The organism is Flavobacterium aerium (genome assembly GCF_030766725.1).
Lineage (GTDB): Bacteria > Bacteroidota > Bacteroidia > Flavobacteriales > Flavobacteriaceae > Flavobacterium > Flavobacterium aerium.
Genome location: NZ_JARQWR010000010.1, coordinates 82,985 through 104,240, shown reverse-complemented (window position 1 = coordinate 104,240; position 21,256 = coordinate 82,985). Strand labels below are relative to the sequence as shown.

The 21,256-nt window shown below is 31.9% G+C and carries 20 protein-coding genes; 17 read left to right on the top strand and 3 right to left on the bottom strand.

The features are described from left to right. Nucleotides 1-81 precede the first annotated feature (81 nt). From carA to P6733_RS14095, 10 genes are all read left to right on the top strand, one after another. Nucleotides 82-1,191, top strand: a complete 1,110-nt coding sequence (gene carA / locus P6733_RS14140) for a glutamine-hydrolyzing carbamoyl-phosphate synthase small subunit (protein ID WP_306353582.1) — start codon at nucleotides 82-84, stop codon at nucleotides 1,189-1,191. A 178-nt stretch (nucleotides 1,192-1,369) separates the two neighbouring features. Next, a complete protein-coding gene (gene eno, locus P6733_RS14135; RefSeq protein WP_306353581.1) occupies nucleotides 1,370-2,659 on the top strand; it encodes a phosphopyruvate hydratase in 1,290 nt (429 codons plus the stop codon). Nucleotides 2,660-2,827: 168 nt separating this feature from the next. After that, a complete protein-coding gene (locus P6733_RS14130; RefSeq protein WP_306353580.1) occupies nucleotides 2,828-4,111 on the top strand; it encodes a citrate synthase in 1,284 nt (427 codons plus the stop codon). 79 nt (nucleotides 4,112-4,190) lie between these two features. Next, the gene (locus P6733_RS14125) at nucleotides 4,191-5,105 is read left to right on the top strand and encodes a dimethylarginine dimethylaminohydrolase family protein (protein ID WP_306353579.1); all 915 of its coding nucleotides are present in this window, start codon (nucleotides 4,191-4,193) and stop codon (nucleotides 5,103-5,105) included. A gap of 55 nt (nucleotides 5,106-5,160) precedes the next feature. Then, complete coding sequence (gene ctlX, locus P6733_RS14120) at nucleotides 5,161-6,096, top strand: citrulline utilization hydrolase CtlX (RefSeq protein ID WP_306353578.1); 936 nt, start codon at nucleotides 5,161-5,163, stop codon at nucleotides 6,094-6,096. Next, the gene (locus P6733_RS14115) at nucleotides 6,096-6,509 is read left to right on the top strand and encodes an RrF2 family transcriptional regulator (protein ID WP_306353577.1); all 414 of its coding nucleotides are present in this window, start codon (nucleotides 6,096-6,098) and stop codon (nucleotides 6,507-6,509) included. Before ctlX ends, P6733_RS14115 begins: the two co-directional genes overlap by 1 nt. A 73-nt stretch (nucleotides 6,510-6,582) precedes the next feature. Further along, the gene (locus tag P6733_RS14110; protein WP_306353576.1) at nucleotides 6,583-6,819 is read left to right on the top strand and encodes a DUF2061 domain-containing protein; all 237 of its coding nucleotides are present in this window, start codon (nucleotides 6,583-6,585) and stop codon (nucleotides 6,817-6,819) included. Then, nucleotides 6,819-7,535 carry a phosphoadenylyl-sulfate reductase gene (locus tag P6733_RS14105; protein WP_372339306.1) on the top strand — a complete coding sequence of 239 codons (717 nt, stop codon included), beginning with the start codon at nucleotides 6,819-6,821 and terminating at the stop codon, nucleotides 7,533-7,535. Before P6733_RS14110 ends, P6733_RS14105 begins: the two co-directional genes overlap by 1 nt. 1 nt (nucleotide 7,536) lies before the next feature. Continuing rightward, a complete protein-coding gene (gene cysD / locus P6733_RS14100; RefSeq protein ID WP_306353574.1) occupies nucleotides 7,537-8,442 on the top strand; it encodes a sulfate adenylyltransferase subunit CysD in 906 nt (301 codons plus the stop codon). Continuing rightward, nucleotides 8,442-9,686, top strand: a complete 1,245-nt coding sequence (locus tag P6733_RS14095) for a sulfate adenylyltransferase subunit 1 (protein ID WP_306353573.1) — start codon at nucleotides 8,442-8,444, stop codon at nucleotides 9,684-9,686. The genes cysD and P6733_RS14095 overlap by 1 nt, the downstream gene beginning before the upstream one ends. A 95-nt stretch (nucleotides 9,687-9,781) precedes the next feature. Here P6733_RS14095 and P6733_RS14090 read toward each other — a convergent pair whose 3' ends face one another. Then, nucleotides 9,782-10,414, bottom strand: a complete 633-nt coding sequence (locus P6733_RS14090) for a MarC family NAAT transporter (protein ID WP_306353572.1) — start codon at nucleotides 10,412-10,414, stop codon at nucleotides 9,782-9,784. A gap of 115 nt (nucleotides 10,415-10,529) precedes the next feature. Between P6733_RS14090 and P6733_RS14085 the strand changes: the two genes are divergently transcribed. Both P6733_RS14085 and P6733_RS14080 read left to right on the top strand, forming a co-directional pair. After that, complete coding sequence (locus P6733_RS14085) at nucleotides 10,530-11,621, top strand: carboxypeptidase-like regulatory domain-containing protein (RefSeq protein ID WP_306353571.1); 1,092 nt, start codon at nucleotides 10,530-10,532, stop codon at nucleotides 11,619-11,621. 72 nt (nucleotides 11,622-11,693) lie between these two features. Beyond that, on the top strand, nucleotides 11,694-12,059 hold the full coding sequence (locus tag P6733_RS14080) for a CoA-binding protein (protein WP_306353570.1): 366 nt from the start codon (nucleotides 11,694-11,696) through the stop codon (nucleotides 12,057-12,059). Between the two features lies 1 nt (nucleotide 12,060). Here the strand turns inward: P6733_RS14080 and P6733_RS14075 are convergent, their stop codons facing one another. After that, nucleotides 12,061-13,566 (bottom strand): sodium:solute symporter, encoded by a 1,506-nt coding sequence (locus tag P6733_RS14075; RefSeq protein ID WP_306353569.1) that lies wholly within the window; start codon nucleotides 13,564-13,566, stop codon nucleotides 12,061-12,063. Between the two features lie 132 nt (nucleotides 13,567-13,698). On the opposite strand from P6733_RS14075, the gene recR reads away from it, so the two are divergent. Beyond that, the gene (recR, locus tag P6733_RS14070) at nucleotides 13,699-14,316 is read left to right on the top strand and encodes a recombination mediator RecR (RefSeq protein WP_306353568.1); all 618 of its coding nucleotides are present in this window, start codon (nucleotides 13,699-13,701) and stop codon (nucleotides 14,314-14,316) included. Nucleotides 14,317-14,663: 347 nt separating this feature from the next. On the opposite strand, the gene P6733_RS14065 is transcribed toward recR, so the two are convergent. Then, nucleotides 14,664-16,088 carry a 7TM diverse intracellular signaling domain-containing protein gene (locus tag P6733_RS14065; protein WP_306353567.1) on the bottom strand — a complete coding sequence of 475 codons (1,425 nt, stop codon included), beginning with the start codon at nucleotides 16,086-16,088 and terminating at the stop codon, nucleotides 14,664-14,666. A gap of 250 nt (nucleotides 16,089-16,338) precedes the next feature. On the opposite strand from P6733_RS14065, the gene P6733_RS14060 reads away from it, so the two are divergent. The 4 genes from P6733_RS14060 (at nucleotide 16,339) to rfbA (ending at nucleotide 21,236) form a co-directional block, all read left to right on the top strand. After that, complete coding sequence (locus P6733_RS14060) at nucleotides 16,339-17,733, top strand: UDP-glucose 6-dehydrogenase (protein ID WP_306353566.1); 1,395 nt, start codon at nucleotides 16,339-16,341, stop codon at nucleotides 17,731-17,733. A 57-nt stretch (nucleotides 17,734-17,790) separates the two neighbouring features. Continuing rightward, nucleotides 17,791-19,068: a nucleotide sugar dehydrogenase gene (locus P6733_RS14055; protein ID WP_306353565.1), complete on the top strand. Its 1,278-nt coding sequence runs from the start codon at nucleotides 17,791-17,793 to the stop codon at nucleotides 19,066-19,068. A 200-nt stretch (nucleotides 19,069-19,268) separates the two neighbouring features. Continuing rightward, nucleotides 19,269-20,321: a dTDP-glucose 4,6-dehydratase gene (rfbB, locus tag P6733_RS14050; protein ID WP_306353564.1), complete on the top strand. Its 1,053-nt coding sequence runs from the start codon at nucleotides 19,269-19,271 to the stop codon at nucleotides 20,319-20,321. Between the two features lie 36 nt (nucleotides 20,322-20,357). After that, nucleotides 20,358-21,236, top strand: a complete 879-nt coding sequence (gene rfbA, locus P6733_RS14045) for a glucose-1-phosphate thymidylyltransferase RfbA (RefSeq protein ID WP_306353563.1) — start codon at nucleotides 20,358-20,360, stop codon at nucleotides 21,234-21,236. The last annotated feature ends 20 nt before the right edge of the window (nucleotides 21,237-21,256 follow it).

Genomic DNA, 21,256 nt, shown 5'->3' with positions numbered 1-21,256 from the left:
AAAAGCAATTGATTCAAAAATTAATAAACATAATGAATCAATAATTACTTGTTTAAACAACAACACAATAATAACTTTTACATGAAGTACACAAATCGTAATCAAGCTATACTTTTATTAAGTGATGGTACTATTTTCCACGGGAAATCAATTGGAATTGAAGGTACCGTTTTTGGAGAAGTATGTTTTAATACTGGGATGACTGGTTATCAAGAAATTTTTACTGACCCTTCTTATTTTGGTCAGATTATGGTTACTACAAATCCCCATATTGGGAATTATGGAGTAAATGACCAAGAAGTTGAATCAAACTCAATAATGATTTCAGGCTTGGTTTGTAAAAACTTTAGCTTCAACTATTCTCGCGATAGAGCTACTGAGAGTTTAGAAGATTATTTTATCAAACAAAACTTAGTTGCTATATCCGATGTAGATACAAGAGCTCTTGTAAGCTATATAAGAGACAATGGTGCTATGAATGCAGCTATAACTACAGATGTTGATAATCTAGATAAAGTTAAAGCTGAATTGGCTAAAGTGCCAGATATGAAAGGGCTAGAATTAGCTTCAAAAGTTTCAACAAAAGAACCGTATTTCTATGGAGAGGAGAATGCAAAATATAAAATTGCAGCGCTTGACTTAGGAATTAAGAAAAATATCCTTAGAAATTTAGCCAAAAGAGATTGTTACATCAAAGTATTTCCTTTTGACTCTACTTATGAGCAATTAGCTTCTTTTAATCCAGATGGTTATTTCTTATCCAATGGACCTGGAGATCCAGATCCTCTTTTTGGAGCACAAGAGGTGGCAAAACAGATATTAGAAAACAATAAACCATTATTTGGAATTTGTTTAGGACACCAAATTATAGCTTTGGCTAATGGTATTTCTACTTATAAAATGTTTAATGGTCATAGAGGGATAAATCATCCTGTTAAAAATTTAGTAACAGGAAAAGGTGAAATTACTTCTCAAAATCACGGTTTTGCTGTGAATAAAGAGGAAGCTCAAGCACATCCTGATTTCGAAATTACACATGTTCATTTGAATGATCATACAGTAGCTGGAATGAAGATGAAAAGTAAGAATTGTTTTTCAGTTCAATACCACCCAGAAGCAAGCCCTGGACCACATGATTCATCTTATTTGTTTGATCAGTTTATTGAAAATATTAAAACTGCAAACCAGTAACCTAGATTTCATAAATCTATAATTGGTGCTGTGTATGCTAAAAGTTAATAATTTATTAAGCTAAAACGATTGAGTTTTAATGATGCGTTAATTTAACCAATTATAATTTTTATATACAATATAATTTTATACATTTCAAAAAATTAAGCTTTAAGCGATAACAAATCATACAATAAACATGAGCATTATTATTAAAATTCACGCAAGACAAATTCTTGATTCAAGAGGAAATCCTACTATTGAAGTTGATGTAGTTACCGAAAATGGTATTTTAGGTAGAGCAGCAGTTCCTTCTGGAGCTTCAACAGGTGAATACGAGGCGGTTGAGTTGAGAGATGGTGGGAAGCCTTATATGGGTAAAGGAGTTTCAAGAGCAATTGAAAATGTAAATACTACAATAGCTGAAAATTTATTAGGGGTTTCTGTTTTCGAACAAAATTTAATCGATCGTATTATGATTGATTTAGATGGAACACCAAATAAGGCAAACTTGGGTGCTAATGCAATCCTAGGAGTTTCTTTGGCAGCAGCAAAAGCAGCGGCAAATGAACTAGGCCTTCCGTTATACAGATATGTGGGTGGTGTGAGTGGAAATACTTTACCGGTTCCAATGATGAATATCATCAATGGAGGTTCTCATTCTGATGCACCTATCGCATTCCAAGAATTTATGATCATGCCTGTGAAAGCAAATAATTTTACACATGCAATGCAAATGGGGACTGAAATTTTCCATCATTTGAAAAAAGTATTACATGATAGAGGATTAAGTACTGCTGTTGGAGATGAAGGAGGTTTTGCGCCAACATTAGAAGGAACTGAAGATGCTTTAGAAACAATTATTCAAGCAATTGGAAATGCGGGTTATAAAGCTGGAGAAGAAGTGATGATTGCTTTGGATTGTGCTGCGGCAGAATTTTATGTGGATGGGAAGTATGACTATACGAAATTTGAAGGAGATAAAGGGAAAGTTAGAACATCAGAAGAACAAGCAGATTACTTAGTTGAATTAACGCAGAAATATCCAATTATTTCTATTGAAGATGGGATGGATCAAAATGACTGGGATGGATGGAAATACCTTACTGATAAAGTAGGTAACAAAGTTCAATTAGTTGGAGATGATTTGTTTGTTACAAATGTTGAGCGTCTATCTGAAGGAATTGAAAGAGGTATAGCAAATTCAATTCTGATTAAAGTAAATCAAATTGGAACATTAACAGAAACGATTGCAGCAGTTAATATGGCTCATAATGCAGGATATACATCCGTTATGTCACATCGTTCTGGTGAAACAGAAGATACAACGATTGCTGACCTAGCTGTAGCATTGAATACAGGTCAAATTAAAACAGGTTCAGCTTCAAGAAGTGATCGTATGGCAAAATACAATCAATTGTTAAGAATTGAAGAAGAATTAGGTGATATTGCCTATTTTCCTAAAGAAAAAGCATTTAAAATAAAATAGTATAATTATTATTGCTATAAAATTTTTAAATCGGTGGTAATCACCTGTTTTTAACTAAATTTTTATAATAATATTAACGAAATAGCTGTGGATTTTACTTTATAATTCGTGTTAATTTTCATAAATTCGCAGTACAAAATTTAAACAGATTTAATTCCTAATAAAAACATGTCAAAAACAGCAATATTAGAAATTGATGGCAAAAAATATGAGTTTCCTATTTTAGTAGGTACTGAAAATGAAGTTGCTATCGATATCGATAAATTACGTGGTGCAACGGGTGCTATTACTTTAGATCCAGGATATAAAAATACAGGGTCTTGTAAAAGCGAAATCACTTACCTAGATGGGGAACAAGGAATCCTTAGATACAGAGGATACTCAATCGAAGATGTAGCTGAAAAAGCGAACTTCCTAGAAGTATCATACTTGTTGATTTTTGGTGAACTACCAACTAAAACTGAATTAGAGAAATTCGAGAACGATATTCGCAAATATACTTTAGTGAATGAAGAAATGAAAAACATCATTGATGGTTTTCCAAAAACAGCTCATCCGATGGGTGTCTTGGCTTCATTAACAAGTGCATTAACAGCATTCAACCCTAAGCCGGTAAATGTTGAGAATGAAAAAGAAATGTACGATGCAGTTTGTAAAACAATGGGTAAATTCCTTGTAATAGCAACTTGGACGTATAGAAAAAAAGAAGGTTTCCCATTGAATTATTACGATAATACAAAAGGATATGTTGAAAACTTCTTAAACTTGATGTTTGCATTGCCTACAGGACCTTACACAACAAATAAAGTAATTGCAGATGCATTAGATAAATTGTTTATTCTTCATGCAGATCACGAACAAAACTGTTCTACATCTACTGTAAGAGTTGTTGGTTCGTCGCATGCAGGTTTATTTGCTTCCATTTCTGCAGGTGTTTCAGCTTTATGGGGACCACTTCATGGAGGAGCTAACCAAGCAGTTTTAGAAATGCTTGAGGAAATTGCTAAAAATGGAGGAGATGCAGATAAATATTTAGCAAAAGCAAAAGATAAAGAAGATCCTTTCCGTTTGATGGGCTTTGGTCATAGAGTTTACAAAAACTTCGATCCAAGAGCGAAAATCATTAAGAAAGCAGCAGATGAAGTATTAGCTACATTAGGAGTTGAAGATCCAATTTTAGATATTGCTAAGAAACTTGAAAAAGCAGCTTTGGAAGATGAATACTTCAAAGCAAGAAACTTATATCCAAATGTAGATTTCTATTCTGGAATTATTTACAGAGCGTTAGGTATTCCTACTGAGATGTTTACAGTAATGTTTGCTATCGGTCGTTTACCAGGTTGGATTGCACAATGGAAAGAAATGAGATTAAATAAAGAGCCAATAGGACGTCCACGTCAAGTGTATACTGGCTATAATTTAAGAGAATTTAAAACTATTGATAAAAGATAATTTTACTTTAGTATTATAATATAGGAAAGCTTCACAAATCGTGAGGCTTTTTTTTTATATTTGCCAAAAGCCATAAGCTATGTTACCAATAAATGTAAAAAACGAAACATCAAGATTAAGAGCAGTCGTATTAGGGACAGCAGTGAGTAATGGGCCAACTCCTACAGCAGCAGAAGCCTATGATCCAAAGTCGCTAGAACATATTTTAGCAGGAACATACCCTTTAGAAAAAGATATGATTCCTGAAATGGAAGCTTTTAATGCTGTTTTTGAAAAATACGATGTTAAAGTATATCGTCCTGAAATTATTGAAAATTGCAATCAAATCTTTTGTAGAGACATAGGATTTGTAATTGATAATATTTTTATTAAAGCGAATATTCTTCCAGATCGTGAAAAAGAATTAGAGGCGATACAATATGTTGTCGACCAGATAAAACCTAGTAACGTTGTAAAACCACCTGAAGAAGTTCATATTGAAGGAGGTGATGTAATGTTATGGGATGATTATATCTTTATTGGAACCTATAAAGGGAGTGACTATAAAGATTATATCACGGCCCGTACAAATATGGAAGGCGTAGAATTTATAAGATCATTATTTCCAGATAAAATTGTAAAAGAATTTGACCTAGTGAAATCAAAGATTGAAGCTAGAGATAATGCCTTACATTTGGATTGTTGTTTTCAACCAGTTGGAAAAAATAAAGGAATAATCTACAAGAGCGGTTTCCGTGAAGAAGCAGATTATATGTTCTTAGTGAACCTATTTGGAAAAGATAATTTGTTTCATATTGAACGTGATGAAATGTATCATATGAATTCAAATGTATTCTCTATTGCTCCAGATGTAGTGGTTTCAGAAAAGAACTTTACACGATTAAATAATTGGCTTAGAGAACAAGGTTTTACTGTGGAAGAAATTCCATATGCTGAAATATCGAAGCAAGAAGGATTATTGAGATGCTCAACATTACCTTTAATCAGAGACTAAAACGAAATAATAAAATGATGAATACCTTTATGTTATTCATCTAATGTATATAAAGATGAAACAAACTACAAACTCAATTCTAATGATTCGCCCTGTAGCTTTTAGGATGAATGAACAGACTGCCGTAAATAATTACTATCAAAAAGTATTAGACAATCTTTTACCTGCTACAGTAAATGCTAAAGCGCAAGAAGAATTTGATGCTTTTGTAGTGAAGTTAAGGGCAGTAGGTGTAAATGTTATTGTTGTAGATGACACAGTAAGTCCAGATACACCAGATTCTATTTTTCCAAATAACTGGATTTCATTTCATGAAAATGGAGATGTAGCACTATACCCTATGTTTGCAGAGAATCGTCGTTTAGAGCGTCGTGAAGATATATTAGATTTATTGGAAGAAGAAGGTTTTGTAATCCACAATATTGTAGATTATACTTCTGCTGAAGAAGATGGTTTCTTTTTGGAAGGAACTGGAAGTTTACTTTTAGACCGTACCAATCAAAAAGCATATTGTGCCTTATCACCTAGAGCAGACGAAGAGTTATTTATTGAATTCTGTGAAGATTTTGAATATACTCCAGTTATTTTTGAAGCATTCCAGTCAGTAGAAGACCAACGCAAGTTGATATATCATACCAATGTAATGATGTGTCTTGGTGAAACGTTTGCCGTTATTTGTCTGGAAAGTATAGATGATAAAAAAGAACGAAAAATGGTTGTGGATAATTTGAAAGCAGATGGAAAAGAAGTTATTTCTATTACTGAAGCACAAGTAAACAACTTTGCAGGGAATATGTTGGAAGTTCGTGGAGCAGATGACAAGAGATATTTAATCATGAGTGCATCTGCACATCAAAGCTTGACTCCTGCACAAATAAAATTATTAGAAAAGCATTGTGAAATTCTAAGTTCTAGCTTAGATACTATTGAAGCTTGTGGTGGTGGAAGCGCGCGTTGTATGATGGCTGAAATATTTTTACCAAAAGCATAATGCTGTCTAAAAAAACTAAATATGGATTAAAAGCATTGATTTATCTTGCCCGTCAAGATAAATCAATGCCTATATTGATATCTGAAATTTCAGAGAAAGAAGGGATTTCTAAAAAATTCTTGGAGAGTATTTTACTTGAATTGAAGAAAATAGGAGTAGTTGGATCTAAAAAAGGTAAAGGTGGTGGATATTATTTACTGAAACCAGCTATTGAAATTACGGTGGCTTCAGTAATTAGACTATTGGACGGACCAATTGCCATGTTGCCATGTGTAAGTTTAAATTATTACGAAAAATGTGATGACTGTCCAAGTGAAGATGCTTGTACATTAAATAAATTAATGATTGAGGTAAGAGATAATACACTTAAAGTGTTAGAAGGTAAGTCGTTATATGATTTAACATTGCTGTAACAAAATTTTTTCACAAATTAATCTAGTATTTCTATAGACTAATAGTATATTTGAAAAAAGATAATGAAACGGTATGATAATAGACTTGATAAAAACAAAAAGCGTTAAAAATATTAAAGATAGCCCAAAGATTTCTGCAATAAAAGCAGTGACTTGGAGGATTGTAGGAACTATTGATACTATGATCATTTCCTATATTTTGACTGGAAGTGTGAAGATTGCTTTTTCAATAGGAAGTGTTGAAGTGCTTTCAAAAATGTTGTTGTATTATTTACATGAAAGAGCATGGTCTAAATTGACAAGAAAATGATAAAAGAGCAAATACAAGAATGGAATAAAGCTTTAGAAGGAAAAACAATAGACGAAATGATTTCTTTTGTTTTGGAAAAAGTAGAAGGTAGAAAAGTTTTCTCGACCTCATTTGGTATTGAAGACCAAATGCTAACCCATGTTTTGTATCCCTATGTTTCAGCGGTTAATGTCTTTACATTAGATACAGGAAGACAATTCAATGAAATATATGAAGTATTTCATAAAACACTCAATAAATATCCATTATTAGAAATAGCTACATTTTTCCCTGAAGAAGAAGATATTAGAAACTATGTGAATAATGTAGGAATTAATGGTTTCTATCAAAGTATAGAAAATAGAAAAGAATGTTGCCGAATAAGAAAGGTTAAGCCATTAAAAAGAGCCTTAGAAGGAGCTAACTTATGGATTACTGGATTAAGAGCAGAACAATCGACAAATAGAGAATCTATGCCATTTTTGGAATGGGATGAAAGTTTTCAACTAATTAAATTCAATCCATTATTGAATTATTCATTAGAAGAAGTAGAACATTTTATGGACGAATATAGAATACCTATAAACAGTTTATATAAAAAAGGATACCTAAGTATAGGTTGTGCACCTTGTACAAGAGCACTAGAAAAAGGAGAAGATTTTAGAGCAGGCCGATGGTGGTGGGAAAATGGAAAAAAAGAATGCGGACTGCATATACAATCGGATAAGAATAATTAGTATGAAAGAGAGAAGAAATAGACATTTAAGTACTTTGGAAGATGAAAGTATTTATATTATTCGTGAAGTAGTAGCGCAATTTCAGAAACCAGTATTGTTGTTTTCTGGAGGGAAAGATTCCATTACACTAGCACGATTAGCACAAAAGGCCTTTTATCCAGCAAAAATTCCATTTCCATTTTTGCATATTGATACAGGGCATAATTTTCCTGAAACAATATCCTTTAGAGATGAATTGGTAAAAGAACTCGGTGTTGAATTAATTGTTCGATATGTTCAGGATTCTATAGATCAAAATAAAGCAACAGAAGAAAGTGGTAAATATGCCAGTCGTAACGCATTACAAACAGTAACGTTATTGGATGCTATTGAAGAATTTGGTTTTGATGCTTGTATGGGTGGTGCGCGAAGAGATGAAGAGAAATCAAGAGCCAAAGAGCGAATTTTTTCCGTTCGAGATGATTTTGGACAATGGGATGCAAAAAAGCAACGACCAGAAATGTTTACAATATTAAATGGTAAAATTAATTTTGGAGAAAATGTCCGTGCATTTCCAATTTCCAATTGGACAGAAGAGGATGTATGGCATTATATTAAGCAAGAAGAATTGACATTACCCAACATCTATTTTGCACATTCAAGAAAATTGGTTTTTAGAGACAGTACTTATTTAGCATTTTCAGACCATCTTAATTTAGTTGAAAGTGATGAGATTATAGATAAGATTGTACGTTTTAGAACAGTAGGCGATATGACCTGTACAGCAGCATTATTGTCGGAAGCAAATACGATTGAAGCAGTAATAGATGAGAATAAGGCCTCAAAATCATCAGAACGTGGTGCACGTATAGATGATAAAAGATCAGAAGCAGCGTTAGAGCAAAGAAAAAAAGGAGGATATTTTTAATGGATTTACTTAGGATAAATACAGCAGGAAGTGTTGATGATGGGAAAAGTACTTTGATTGGTCGTTTACTATACGATAGTCATGCACTTACAACAGAACAAGAAGCACTAATTGAGAAAAAAACATTTGAAAAAGGATTGCAAGATTTAGATTTTTCGGTGATTACAGATGGATTAATTGCAGAAAGAGAACAAGGAATTACAATTGATGTAGCTCATATTTATTTTGCGACAGCTAGTCGAAAATTTATTATTGCCGATAGTCCGGGTCATATTGAATATACTAGGAATATGGTTACAGGAGCATCAAATTCACAAGTTTCTATTATCTTGATTGATGCCCGTAAAGGTTTACTAGAGCAAACGCATCGCCATTATTTTATAAGTAGATTGTTACGATTGCATACCGTAGTATTCTGTATTAATAAAATGGATTTAGTAAACTATGATGAAGATGTTTTTTTACAAATAGCATCAGAAATTCAAAAAATGGTTAAACAATTTCCAGTACAAAATCAAAAAATAGAAATTATACCAATTAGTTCATTAAAAGGAGATAATGTTGTTTTATCATCTCAGTCAATGCCATGGTACAATGGAGATACATTATCTAATTTATTACATAGTATAGAAGATAATGCAATAGAAAATGAAGTTTTCAGAATGGATGTGCAGCAAGTTTTGCATGTACAGAATCAAGATTTTGTAGATTATCGTTCTTACACAGGGACTATAATCAGTGGAACGGTCAATTTAAATGATGAGATTACAATTTTACCTTCAGGTTTAAAGAGTAAAGTAATTGAGATTAGAAAATTTAAAGACACACTTTCTAGCGCAATAGCGGGAGAGTCTATACAGTTGCGATTACAACATGATATAGATGTAAGTAGAGGGATGATGATGGTTGCAGAAGATCAAGGACATTTATTGCAAAAAGAGATTGATGCAACAATTGTTTGGTTAGATGAAAATAAAGCAACATCAGGAGGTAAGTATGTCATTCAAGCGGGTACGCGACAATCAGTTTGTAAACTACAACAAATAGATGCAATTATTCCACCAGAAAATCCAACAAAGCCTTTCGTGGCAAATGAAATAAAATTGAATGAGATTGCCGATGTACAAATCAAGTTGGCAATGCCAATTTTTATGGACTCCTATTATTTGAATAAAAAGAATGGAGCTTTTATCTTAATCAATCCTCAAACCAATAATACTATTGCAGTAGGATTTATACGTTAATATATTTAGTTTGTTTGTTTGAAAAGTCAATTCCCTTTTACTCGGCAATAGTTTAAGGGAAGGGACTTTTAATTTTTAGTAAAACAATTAAAACATTAATTAGGTACTATCGTTCTTAAAATATTTACAACAGAACTACTGATGTATTCTATCCCTATAGCGATAACAATAAAACCAACAATTCTTGAGATTGCATTTATTCCAGATGCTCCTAGTATTTTGACAATATAATGAGCACTTTTTAAAATAATAAAAATCACAAAAGCTACTGCAACAATGGCAAGTGTAGCGATTACTTTTTCTTGTACTTCTTGGTACTCTTGATAAAAAGTAATTAATAATGATATAGATCCAGGACCAGCCAACATCGGAATGGCAAGTGGAGTCAAAGCAATATCACTTCTTTTTTCGGCGTCTTCCTCAACGCGTTTATCAATTCCTTTGTGTTTTTTGAAATTACCAGTCAATAGAGAGAAACCCGAAGTAACGATAATAAGCCCCCCAGCGATTCTTAAAGCATCAATACTGATTCCGAAAAATGACAGAACATATTTCCCCATAAAGAATGAAATAATCAAAATAATCAAAACATTGATTGCTGTCCAAAGTGAAATCCGAGATCGTTCAGCCTTTGATTCTTCCATGGTAAGACCTACATATATGGGTAAGGTTCCTAACGGATTGATGACTGAGAAAAGCGCGGCAAATAAGTAGAAAAAAAGTTCCATGTTTTTGAGGTAAAATTAGTCTTCAGTTGTGGGGGTAAAGTAAATTTAAAAATAAATAATCATTATCAGCGGGAAATTAAGAAGATTTCTTACATTTATTTTTTATATCTACTTGATGAAGAATTTTTTATTACTACTATGTCTCTTGTTTTTTGGGTCATTAACAGCACAAACCTTAAGTGGGTATGTTTATGATGAAGTTACAAAAAAGCCAATTGAAGGAGCAAATGTTTATTTAGACGGTACCACATTCGGTACAATGACAAACAATGAAGGATATTTTGCTATTGCATTAAGTGGTAAAACACAAAACACGTTAGTGTTTAGTTTTGTCGGATATGAAACCCTTACAGTCGATAAAGCGGCCAATCAAGGTAAATCCTTTAAAGTTTACATGAAGGAAGATTTGGTTGCCTTACAAGAAGTAATGGTGAGCAATGGTCCTTTCAGTCGTAAAAAAATGCTACAAGCTTTTAAAGAATATTTTTTAGGTAGTTCTAAGACAGCCAAATCCTGCAAAATATTGAATGAAGACGATATCAATGTTCAGTATGATGTAAAAACGAATACATTAACTGCCAGTGCTAGAAGTCCACTCAAGATTATAAATAAGCAATTAGAATATGAAATTCTCTTTGATCTTTCCTATTTTGAAGTGAAGTATTTTGCAACTAGTCTAGCCTCGTTTGATGTAATACAAAGTGTTTATTTGGGCACAACGTTTTTTAAAGATGTCTCAAAAGGAAGTAAATCGGCAGTTAAAAAAAGAAAAGAAACCTATTTAGGATCCGCAAATCATTTGATGAAAACAATTGCAGAAGAAAGCTGGGAAAGTGAAAAGTTTGAGTTGTATGTAAATAGGTTCAAGGACGATCCTAAGAATTATTTTAAAACATCGGATACATTAGAAGGAAAGAAGATTAAGATCATTGGATTGCCGAAAAAGGAGAAAAGAAGTACTTCATTGACTTTAGCAGAGAGTGAAAGAATGATAGCACAATCCAAACCAGGCTATGTATGGATAAAAGAATATTTTCATATTCGATATGACGCAGGAAATGTATCCATTATGGATTTTCTTCAACCAGAAATATATGTAGATAAAAACGGGAATTATACTCCAGTTACAGGAGTAGTTTTCGGAACCTATATTGGAAGTCTTAAAGCAGGTGATTTATTACCGATGGATTATGTGTTTAGTAAATAGATTGTTATAATTTATGAAAAATGAATAGCCTTAGTAGTAAAATATAGTAAATTTGTTCCAAAGGAAATTAAAATGAAAAATAAAAAGACATTAGTTCTCGGCGCTACTACAAAGGAAGATCGATATGCTTACAAAGCGATTAATATGCTAGTTGATAAAGGACATTCGACAGTTGCAATAGGACAAAATGAAGGAGAAGTAGCAGGAATTAAAATTCAAACAAAAGCGGTACCTTTTAAAGGTATTGACACAGTTACTCTGTATGTTAATCCAACAAGACAAAGAGAATATTATAATTACATAATAGGACTTCAGCCTAAAAGAGTCATCTTTAATCCTGGTACTGAAAATCCTGAGTTTTATCAGTTACTAGCTCCAAACGGAATTAAAGCTGAAGTAGCTTGTACTTTGGTTTTGTTAACGACAAATCAATATTAAACTACAATTTTTCGGCTACTGTCGGTTTACTCACAATAAGTAATAAGAGGAAAGTAATTAGTCCATTTACAATGATAAGCTCATTGTCAAAGGTATAATTTCCAAAAAATACAGTAGAATATTTACTCAAGACAAAAGTTAGTGCAGGTGCTAATATTGCTATAAAAGGGACAGTTTTATCATAAACTGTCCTTCTTTTTAGGAATAAACCGAAAGAGTAAAGCCCTAATAATGGGCCATAGGTATACGAAGCTATTTTGAAAATCATGCTCACGACCGAAGCATCATTAATGGCGTTAAAAATGATAATTACCAGAAACATTAAGAATGAAAAAGAAATATGTACAAGATGTCGTGTACGGACAATATTCGGTTTCGCTAAGTTCTCTGTTTTATCCATTCCTAAAAAGTCCACACAGAAAGATGTTGTAAGGGCTGTTAAGGCTGAATCTGTTGTTGCAAATGTTGCGGCAGTTAATCCTAATAAAAAGACAATTGAAGGAATAATCGTTAAATGATTAAAGGCGATTTCTGGAAATAAAAGATCAGTTCTTGGCTTTCCACTTGCTGCGTCCAAAGGAACTTCAATGCCATATTTTGCAGCATAAATATAGAGTAAGGCTCCAACACTTAAGAAGAAAAGATTTATCACAACAAATATTCCAGTGAAAGTAAACATGTTTTTTTGTGCTTCTCCGATATTTTTACAACTAAGATTTTTTTGCATTAAATCTTGATCCAGACCAACCATTGCGATAGTTACAAAAATCCCACCTAAGATCTGCTTTACAAAGTGATATCGACTACCCATGAAATCTTCAAAAAAGAATATCTTAGAGTAATTACTGTTTTTTATAGCTTTAAAAGCTTCTGGAATATTATAATCTAAACTATCACAGATAAAATAAATTGTAAAGAAAACAGAACTTACTAAGAAGAATGTTTGTAGAGTATCCGTGATAATAATAGTTTTTAAGCCTCCTTTATAAGTATAGGCGAAAATAAGACCTAAAGAAATTAATACGGTAAGCCAAAAGGGAATTCCATAAAAATCAAAAACAAAACGCTGCAATACAATAACTACTAAATAGAGTCTAAAAGCAGAACCAATAGTTCTACTAATTAGAAAAATAGTTGCAGCCGTTTTATAACTATATGTACCGAGTCTTCTTTCAATATAACCATAAATAGAGGTTAGATTCATTCGGTAGTAAAGGGGGAGTAATACTTTTGCAATAATGATGAATCCAATAGCATTTCCTAAAACGAATTGGAAATATTTGAATTGTTCCCCATTTGGAGAGCCAACTTCACCAGGAACAGAAATGAAGGTAACTCCTGATAAGGCAGTTCCAATCATACCAAAGGCAACTAAATACCATTTTGAGTTTTTATTAGCTTTAAAAAAAGCCTCATTACCATGGTCTTTTTTACTAATCACATTTGAAATGAAAAGCAAGAGTCCAAAATAAATAATAATAATCGTTAGTATAGTAAATGGCTGCATACAAGGCTTAATTTTATGTGTGGCAAAGTACAAAAAAACCAACTTATTTATAGAGAATAAAATAGATGTTTTTTTGTCTAAATAATCACGTTTATCAATAATGAAATAATCAAAAAAGATTAATTTTGGAAGATGGAATTTTCATCAAAATTATTAGAAAGAGCTGTAAATGAAATGTCACAATTGCCAGGTATTGGTAAACGTACTGCATTGCGTTTAGTGTTACATTTATTGAAGCAACCAAAAGAGCAAACATCATTACTGACTCAAGCATTGTTGAACATGCGTGAAGACATCATGTTTTGTAGAAACTGTCATAATATATCAGATGTAGAGATTTGTGAAATCTGTGCTAATCCAAATAGAAATCATCAACTAATCTGTATTGTAGAAGACATTCGAGATGTAATGGCAATTGAGAATACAGGGCAATTTAGAGGGACTTACCATGTCTTGGGAGGTAAAATATCTCCAATTGATGGGGTTGGCCCACATCAATTAAATATAGTATCCTTAGTAGATAAGATAAAAAGCGGTAATGTCACGGAAATAATCTTTGCATTAAGCTCTACAATGGAAGGAGATACTACTAATTTCTATATCTATAAGCAGATTGGCGAATCGAATGTTATTGTGTCCACAATTGCAAGAGGGATATCTGTAGGAGACGAGTTAGAATATGCAGATGAAGTTACTTTAGGCAGAAGTATTCTACACAGAGTTCCTTTTGAAAATTCGTTAAAAAAATAAGATTTATTTGTAAAGAAAATCTAAGTCCATCTTCTAATTAGACCACAACCTCCAAATACAATATTTGCTTTTTAGTAAATATTGTATTTGATAAATTACCCTATTATTAAAACAGATGATCGGGGGGGCACTACAATAATCATAGGAATAATTCTGGGTGTGGTTATAAACAAACAGAATTACGAAAAGCTGATTGAATATTAAGAGTTAGAATATCTCAAAATAATCGGGGATATAACCAGCAAATGAAATTCTGTTGTTTATAATTCCACACAAATGTATTCTAACTATTAAATTTTAATCCCACCCATATGGGTAGTTTTGAGGGGAAAAGGCGTAAAAAACGATTATTTTTGTAAAGAATTTGGGTTTTCGTGAATTTTTGCCACCGCTTGAGTTCTGTTTTTAATATTCAGTTTTTCGTAAATATTTCGAGTGTGATATTTGATAGTATTTACAGAAAGATATAATTTATCTGCAATTTCGGTATTAGTTAATCCTTCAACAATGCAGTTTAAAACTTCAAGTTCCCGATCCGTCAAATTAAATTTATGACGAACGCTATCCAATACGACAATTGGTTTATCTACTTCCTGATTGTTTTCATTTTGCATTGCTTGTTGAATATACTTATTGATTTCATCTCGGTAATAACTATTTTCTTTCTTCATTAATTTGACCCGATAAGAAATAGTCCAAGATAATATGAGGATTTCAAAACTACTTGCAATTTTAAGTTGATCCTGACTCATTTTTAAAAAATTGAATCCGAATGCGCGTCCAATAAAAAAATCGAAAGACACAAAAAGAATTAAACCATATCCAATCACGAAAAAACGAGAAAAGAAGTGCTTTTTTACTAACGTTAATCCAATTACCCAGTATAGTGTAATTAATGTAATAATGCCTATTTCCCCAATCATAAAAGAAGATAATTTATGATTAGAAACATAAAAGCTAAAAGCGGTAATGATAAAAATGACTAATAATAAGGCGAGCCATTTAAGTTTTGGATAAAATGTTTCTAATTCAAGGAATGCTGTAGCAAAAATAGTCCCCGTAATACCTACGGAAAGATGGAAAACAATTTCACCGTGATTCAACCACCAATGATTTTTAGTAATATAAATTAACATTCCATCAGTATACATAACAGCACATACTATAGTGATGAGGAAAAAGCAGTAATAAAGAAACTTTTTGTCTTTTAAGGTGATGTAATAAAATAGATTAACAAATAAGATCATTGTTGCGAAGCCATAATACAAACCCAAAATAAAAAAATCAAACTGATTGTCTTTGTGAGATTGGTATTCTGTTTTGATATGTATGGGGAGATTAATGTCTTTTTTAAAGGATGTCTTTAAATAAAAAACATCTGGATTTTTACCTAATTTAAATTGTACATATCTTAAATAAGAAGAAGTGTCGCTTTGTTTGAAATTATTCCCATCCACACCCAATAGAATAGTTTTGTTAAACCATTTTTTATATAAATAAACACTATCCAAACGAGGGTTAGTGATTTGCATAATATATTGTGAGGAAGAAGTAGGCTTGTTGACCTTAATTCTGAACCAATAAATACCAGCATTAGAAAATCGAGGCTGTATATTATTCTGCTTGTAAGGAATGAATTTCTGTTGACTAATTTCGCTTGATAGAAGAGTGTCTTGTAAAGTATGATAATATTCAATTACAATATCATCTTGTGCTGCACAATAGAATATATTTGAAAAGAATAATAAAAAAAGGAATATTTTTTTGTTCAAAATGAGATTTTAATGACTTTTATTCTGGTTTTTTGAGTTCAATGTAATAATTATCACTCAAAAATAACGCTAAAAATAACATTATTCAAACTATTTGTTCTCATTTTGTGAGTTAAAATAATGAAATTAAGTAGGTTGATTAGATTTGTGATGTAATACTCAAAATCAAATTTTAGTATTTGAATACCTAAAGTATTACTTTTGTTAAAGTATATAAATACATATATTATTTTAAAATTAATTTTCTTATATGAAAATAAAGTCGATTTGTTGTATTGGTGCAGGATATGTAGGAGGGCCTACAATGGCAGTTATTGCGAAGAAATGCCCTGATATTAAGGTGACGGTAGTGGATTTAAATGCTGATCGAATAGCAGCGTGGAATGATAAAAATATAGATAATTTACCAATTTATGAACCTGGATTAAGTGAAATTGTAGCTGAAGCAAGAGGTCGAAATTTATTCTTTTCTACAGATGTTGAAAAAGCAATAGATGAGGCCGAAATGATATTCATATCAGTAAATACACCAACAAAGACGTACGGAGTAGGGAAAGGAATGGCTGCCGATTTGAAATACATAGAATTATGTGCAAGACAAATTGCTAAAATTGCTAAGACCAATAAAATTGTTGTTGAAAAATCAACATTGCCAGTACGTACTGCTGAAGCAATTAAAAATATATTAGACAATACAGGTAATGGAGTTCAGTTTCAAATACTATCCAACCCTGAATTCTTGGCAGAAGGAACAGCAGTTGAGGATTTATTAAATCCAGATAGAGTATTAATTGGAGGAGATGAATCTGTTGAAGGGCAAGAAGCAATCAATGCATTAGTTGATGTGTATGCAACTTGGGTGGAAAGAGAAAATATATTAACGACAAATCTATGGTCATCTGAATTGTCGAAGTTAACTGCAAATGCATTTTTAGCACAAAGAGTATCTTCAATCAATGCATTGTCAGAATTATGCGAGAAAACTGGAGCCAATGTAAATGAAGTAGCAAAAGCTATTGGGATGGATGGGCGTATCGGGTCTAAGTTTTTAAAAGCATCTGTTGGTTTTGGAGGTTCTTGTTTTCAAAAAGATATTTTGAACTTAGTTTATATCGCAAAATCATATGGATTACATGAAGTGGCTGACTATTGGGAGCAAGTTGTAATTATGAATGATCATCAGAAAAGAAGATTTGCCCGTAATATTGTTCGCACATTATATAATACAGTATCAGATAAAAAAATCGCTTTTTTAGGTTGGGCGTTTAAGAAAGATACAAATGATACCAGAGAGTCAGCTGCGATATTTGTGGCCGACGATTTATTAGCTGAACAAGCTAAGATTTCAGTATATGATCCTAAAGTAAAAGAGGCACAAGTTTTTTCAGACCTGAACTATTTAAATACGCGCTCAATAGAAGAAAATAAGGAGAGTGTCACAGTAGAAGAAAACGTACTTGATACCTGTAAAGACGCTCATGCTATAGCAATATTAACAGAGTGGGATGAATTTAAATCGTACGATTGGCAGAAAATATACACTAGTATGAAAAAACCAGCGTTTGTATTTGACGGTAGAAATATTTTAGATGCAAATAAAATGAAAGAGATTGGATTTGTATATGAAGCAATCGGTGTACGATAAGAATTAAGATTGTTGTTAGAATAGAAGTTTGATTTAATAAAAATTAGAAATTATAAGATGAATATCAAAATAGCTATAATAGGACTAGGATACGTAGGCTTGCCATTGGCGCGCTTATTTGCTACAAAATATCCAGTAGTAGGATTTGATATTAATATTGAAAGAATCAATGAACTGCGCTTAGGGAAAGATACAACATTAGAAATAGAAGATGAGATTCTCCAATCTGTATTGGTCGATTCTGTATCAGAAGATAATGGCCTGTTTTGTTCTTCAGAGATTCAAGATATTTCAGATTGTAATTATTATATAGTTACTGTGCCTACACCAGTTGATAAACACAATAGGCCTGATTTGAGACCCTTATACAAATCCAGTGAAACAGTAGGAAAAGTATTAAGTAAAGGAGATATTGTTATTTATGAATCCACTGTTTATCCTGGAGTTACAGAAGATGAATGCGTTCCGGTTTTAGAAAAAATTAGTGGATTAAAGTTTAATGAAGATTTTTTTGCAGGCTATTCACCAGAAAGGATTAATCCAGGAGATAAACAACATACAGTAGAAAATATATTAAAAATAACAGCAGGTTCAACAATAGAAATAGGCTTAAAAGTTGATGCATTGTATAAGTCAGTGATAAAAGCAGGAACTTATTTGGCTCCAACGATAAAAGTTGCAGAGGCGGCGAAAGTAATTGAAAATTCTCAGCGTGATATTAATATTGCTTTCATGAATGAACTAGCTAAAATTTTTAATGTGCTTGATATTGATACCCATGCAGTGTTAGAAGCAGCCGGTACAAAATGGAATTTTTTACCTTTTAAACCAGGATTGGTAGGTGGGCATTGTATTGGTGTAGATCCGTATTATATTGCACAAAAAGCGCAAGAACAAGGATATTTTCCTGAAATTATTTTAGCAGGACGTCGAATTAACGATAGTATGGGAGAATATGTGGCTTCACAAGTCGTAAAGTTGATGATAAAGAAAGGAATCATGGTTAATGGCTCAAATCTATTAATGCTTGGAATTACATTTAAAGAAAACTGTCCAGATGTAAGAAATACAAAAATCATTGATATGATTACGATATTAAAAGAATATGGTATCAATATAACGGTTTACGATCCTTGGGCTAGTCCGCAAGAAGTTTTTGAAGAATATAAAATATTGACAACACAGAATTTACCTATTGAGAAGTTTGATACAATAGTATTAGGGGTAGCTCATAATGCTTTTTTAGAATTAGAATTAGATGATTTTAGAAAAGAAAAAAGTATTATATATGATGTTAAAGGTGTTATCCGAAAGAAAGTTGATGGCAGATTATAGCTTATATAATAATAAAGAGAAAAATAAATGTTAAAAATAAAGCCTTTCATGAATACTGTAAATTGTGGGAAGCTATAGTGAAAAGAGTGTTAAAGTGTTAAATTAATATCTTACCTTTGCAAGCTTTTTTACAATTGTAATTTTGAGAAAAGATATTTTTGAGTTTAGGACATTAAGATAAAAAAAATATAAAATTTTATATGAAAAAAATTGTAATTACTGGAGGAGCTGGATTTATAGGTTCACACGTTGTCAGAAGATTTGTGAATAATTACCCAGAATATCAAATTTATAATTTAGATAAATTGACATATGCAGGGAATTTAGAAAACCTTAAAGATATTGAAGATGCTCCAAACTATAATTTTATTTTAGGAGATATTGTAGACGAGGATTTTGTAAACACATTATTTGCAGAACATCAATTTGATGGTGTCCTACATTTAGCTGCTGAATCGCATGTTGATCGATCTATTGAAGATCCATTAGAGTTCGTGAAAACTAATGTAATTGGAACAATGAATTTATTAAACGCAGCTAGAAAATTATGGAAAGGTAATTTTGAAGGTAAGCGTTTTTATCATATTAGTACCGATGAGGTATATGGCTCTTTAGGTACTACAGGATTGTTCACTGAAACTACTGCATACGATCCAAATTCACCTTATTCTGCATCAAAAGCAAGCTCGGATCACTTTGTTAGAGCTTATGGGGAGACTTACGGTTTACCATATGTGATTACAAATTGTTCCAATAATTATGGACCAAATCATTTTCCTGAAAAATTAATACCTTTATTTATTAATAATATAATTAATAATAAACCATTACCTGTTTATGGTGATGGAAATTACACTAGAGATTGGTTATTTGTTGAAGACCATGCAGTGGCAATAGATCTAGTTTTCCATAAAGGAGAAAATCATGATACTTATAATATTGGTGGATTTAATGAATGGAAAAATATTGATTTGGTGAAATTATTATGCCAAATTATGGATGAAAAATTAGGTAGAGCTACTGGTGAATCAGCTAAACTAATTACATATGTAAAAGATCGTCCAGGGCATGATTTAAGATATGCTATTGATGCCTCAAAAATTAATAAAGAATTAGGATGGAAACCATCCGTTACTTTTGAACAAGGACTAGAAAGAACTATAAATTGGTATCTGGAAAATGAAGAATGGTTAGTAAATGTAACAAGCGGAAACTACCAAGCCTATTATCAAAACCAATATTCAAATAAATAAGATTTTTAATCAGGACTATTACAATAAGATAAAAGTATGAAAGGAATTATATTAGCTGGAGGCTCTGGGACACGATTATATCCCTTAACAAAATCTATTTCAAAACAATTAATGGCAATTTATGATAAACCGATGGTTTATTATCCTTTATCCGTTTTGATGTTAGCAGGAATTAATGAGGTTTTGATTATATCCACTCCACATGATTTACCGAATTTCAAAAATTTATTAGGTAATGGAGAAGATTTTGGTATTAAAATTGAGTATGCTGAACAACCGAGTCCAGATGGTTTAGCTCAAGCCTTTATTATAGGTGAAAAATTTATTGGTTCAGATGATGTATGTTTGATTTTAGGGGATAATATTTTTCATGGACACGGCTTAACAGAATTGTTAAAAACAGCAGTGAAAAATGTTGTTGTTGAAAAAAAAGCAACTGTATTTGGATACTATGTTCAAGACCCAGAACGATATGGAGTTGCTGAATTCGATAAATCAGGTAACGTAATTAGCATTGAAGAAAAACCTATTGTGGCTAAGAGTAATTATGCCGTTGTAGGATTGTATTTTTATCCTAACTCTGTTGTTAATGTCGCTAAAACGATTAAACCAAGTCATAGAGGAGAATTAGAAATAACGACTGTAAACCAAGAATATTTAGAAGCAAAAAACTTAAAAGTTGAATTAATGGGAAGAGGGTATGCTTGGTTAGATACAGGCACACATGAATCTCTTTTAGAAGCTTCAAATTTTATTCAAACTATTGAAAAAAGACAAGGATTAAAAGTAGCCTGTTTAGAAGAGATAGCTTATGAAATGGACTATATTTCCAAAGATAAGCTAATTGAGTTAGCTACTCCACTGAAGAAAAATGAATACGGGCAGTATTTATTGCGTTTAGCAGAAAAAAGATAAAAAATTAGTTTTAATAAATC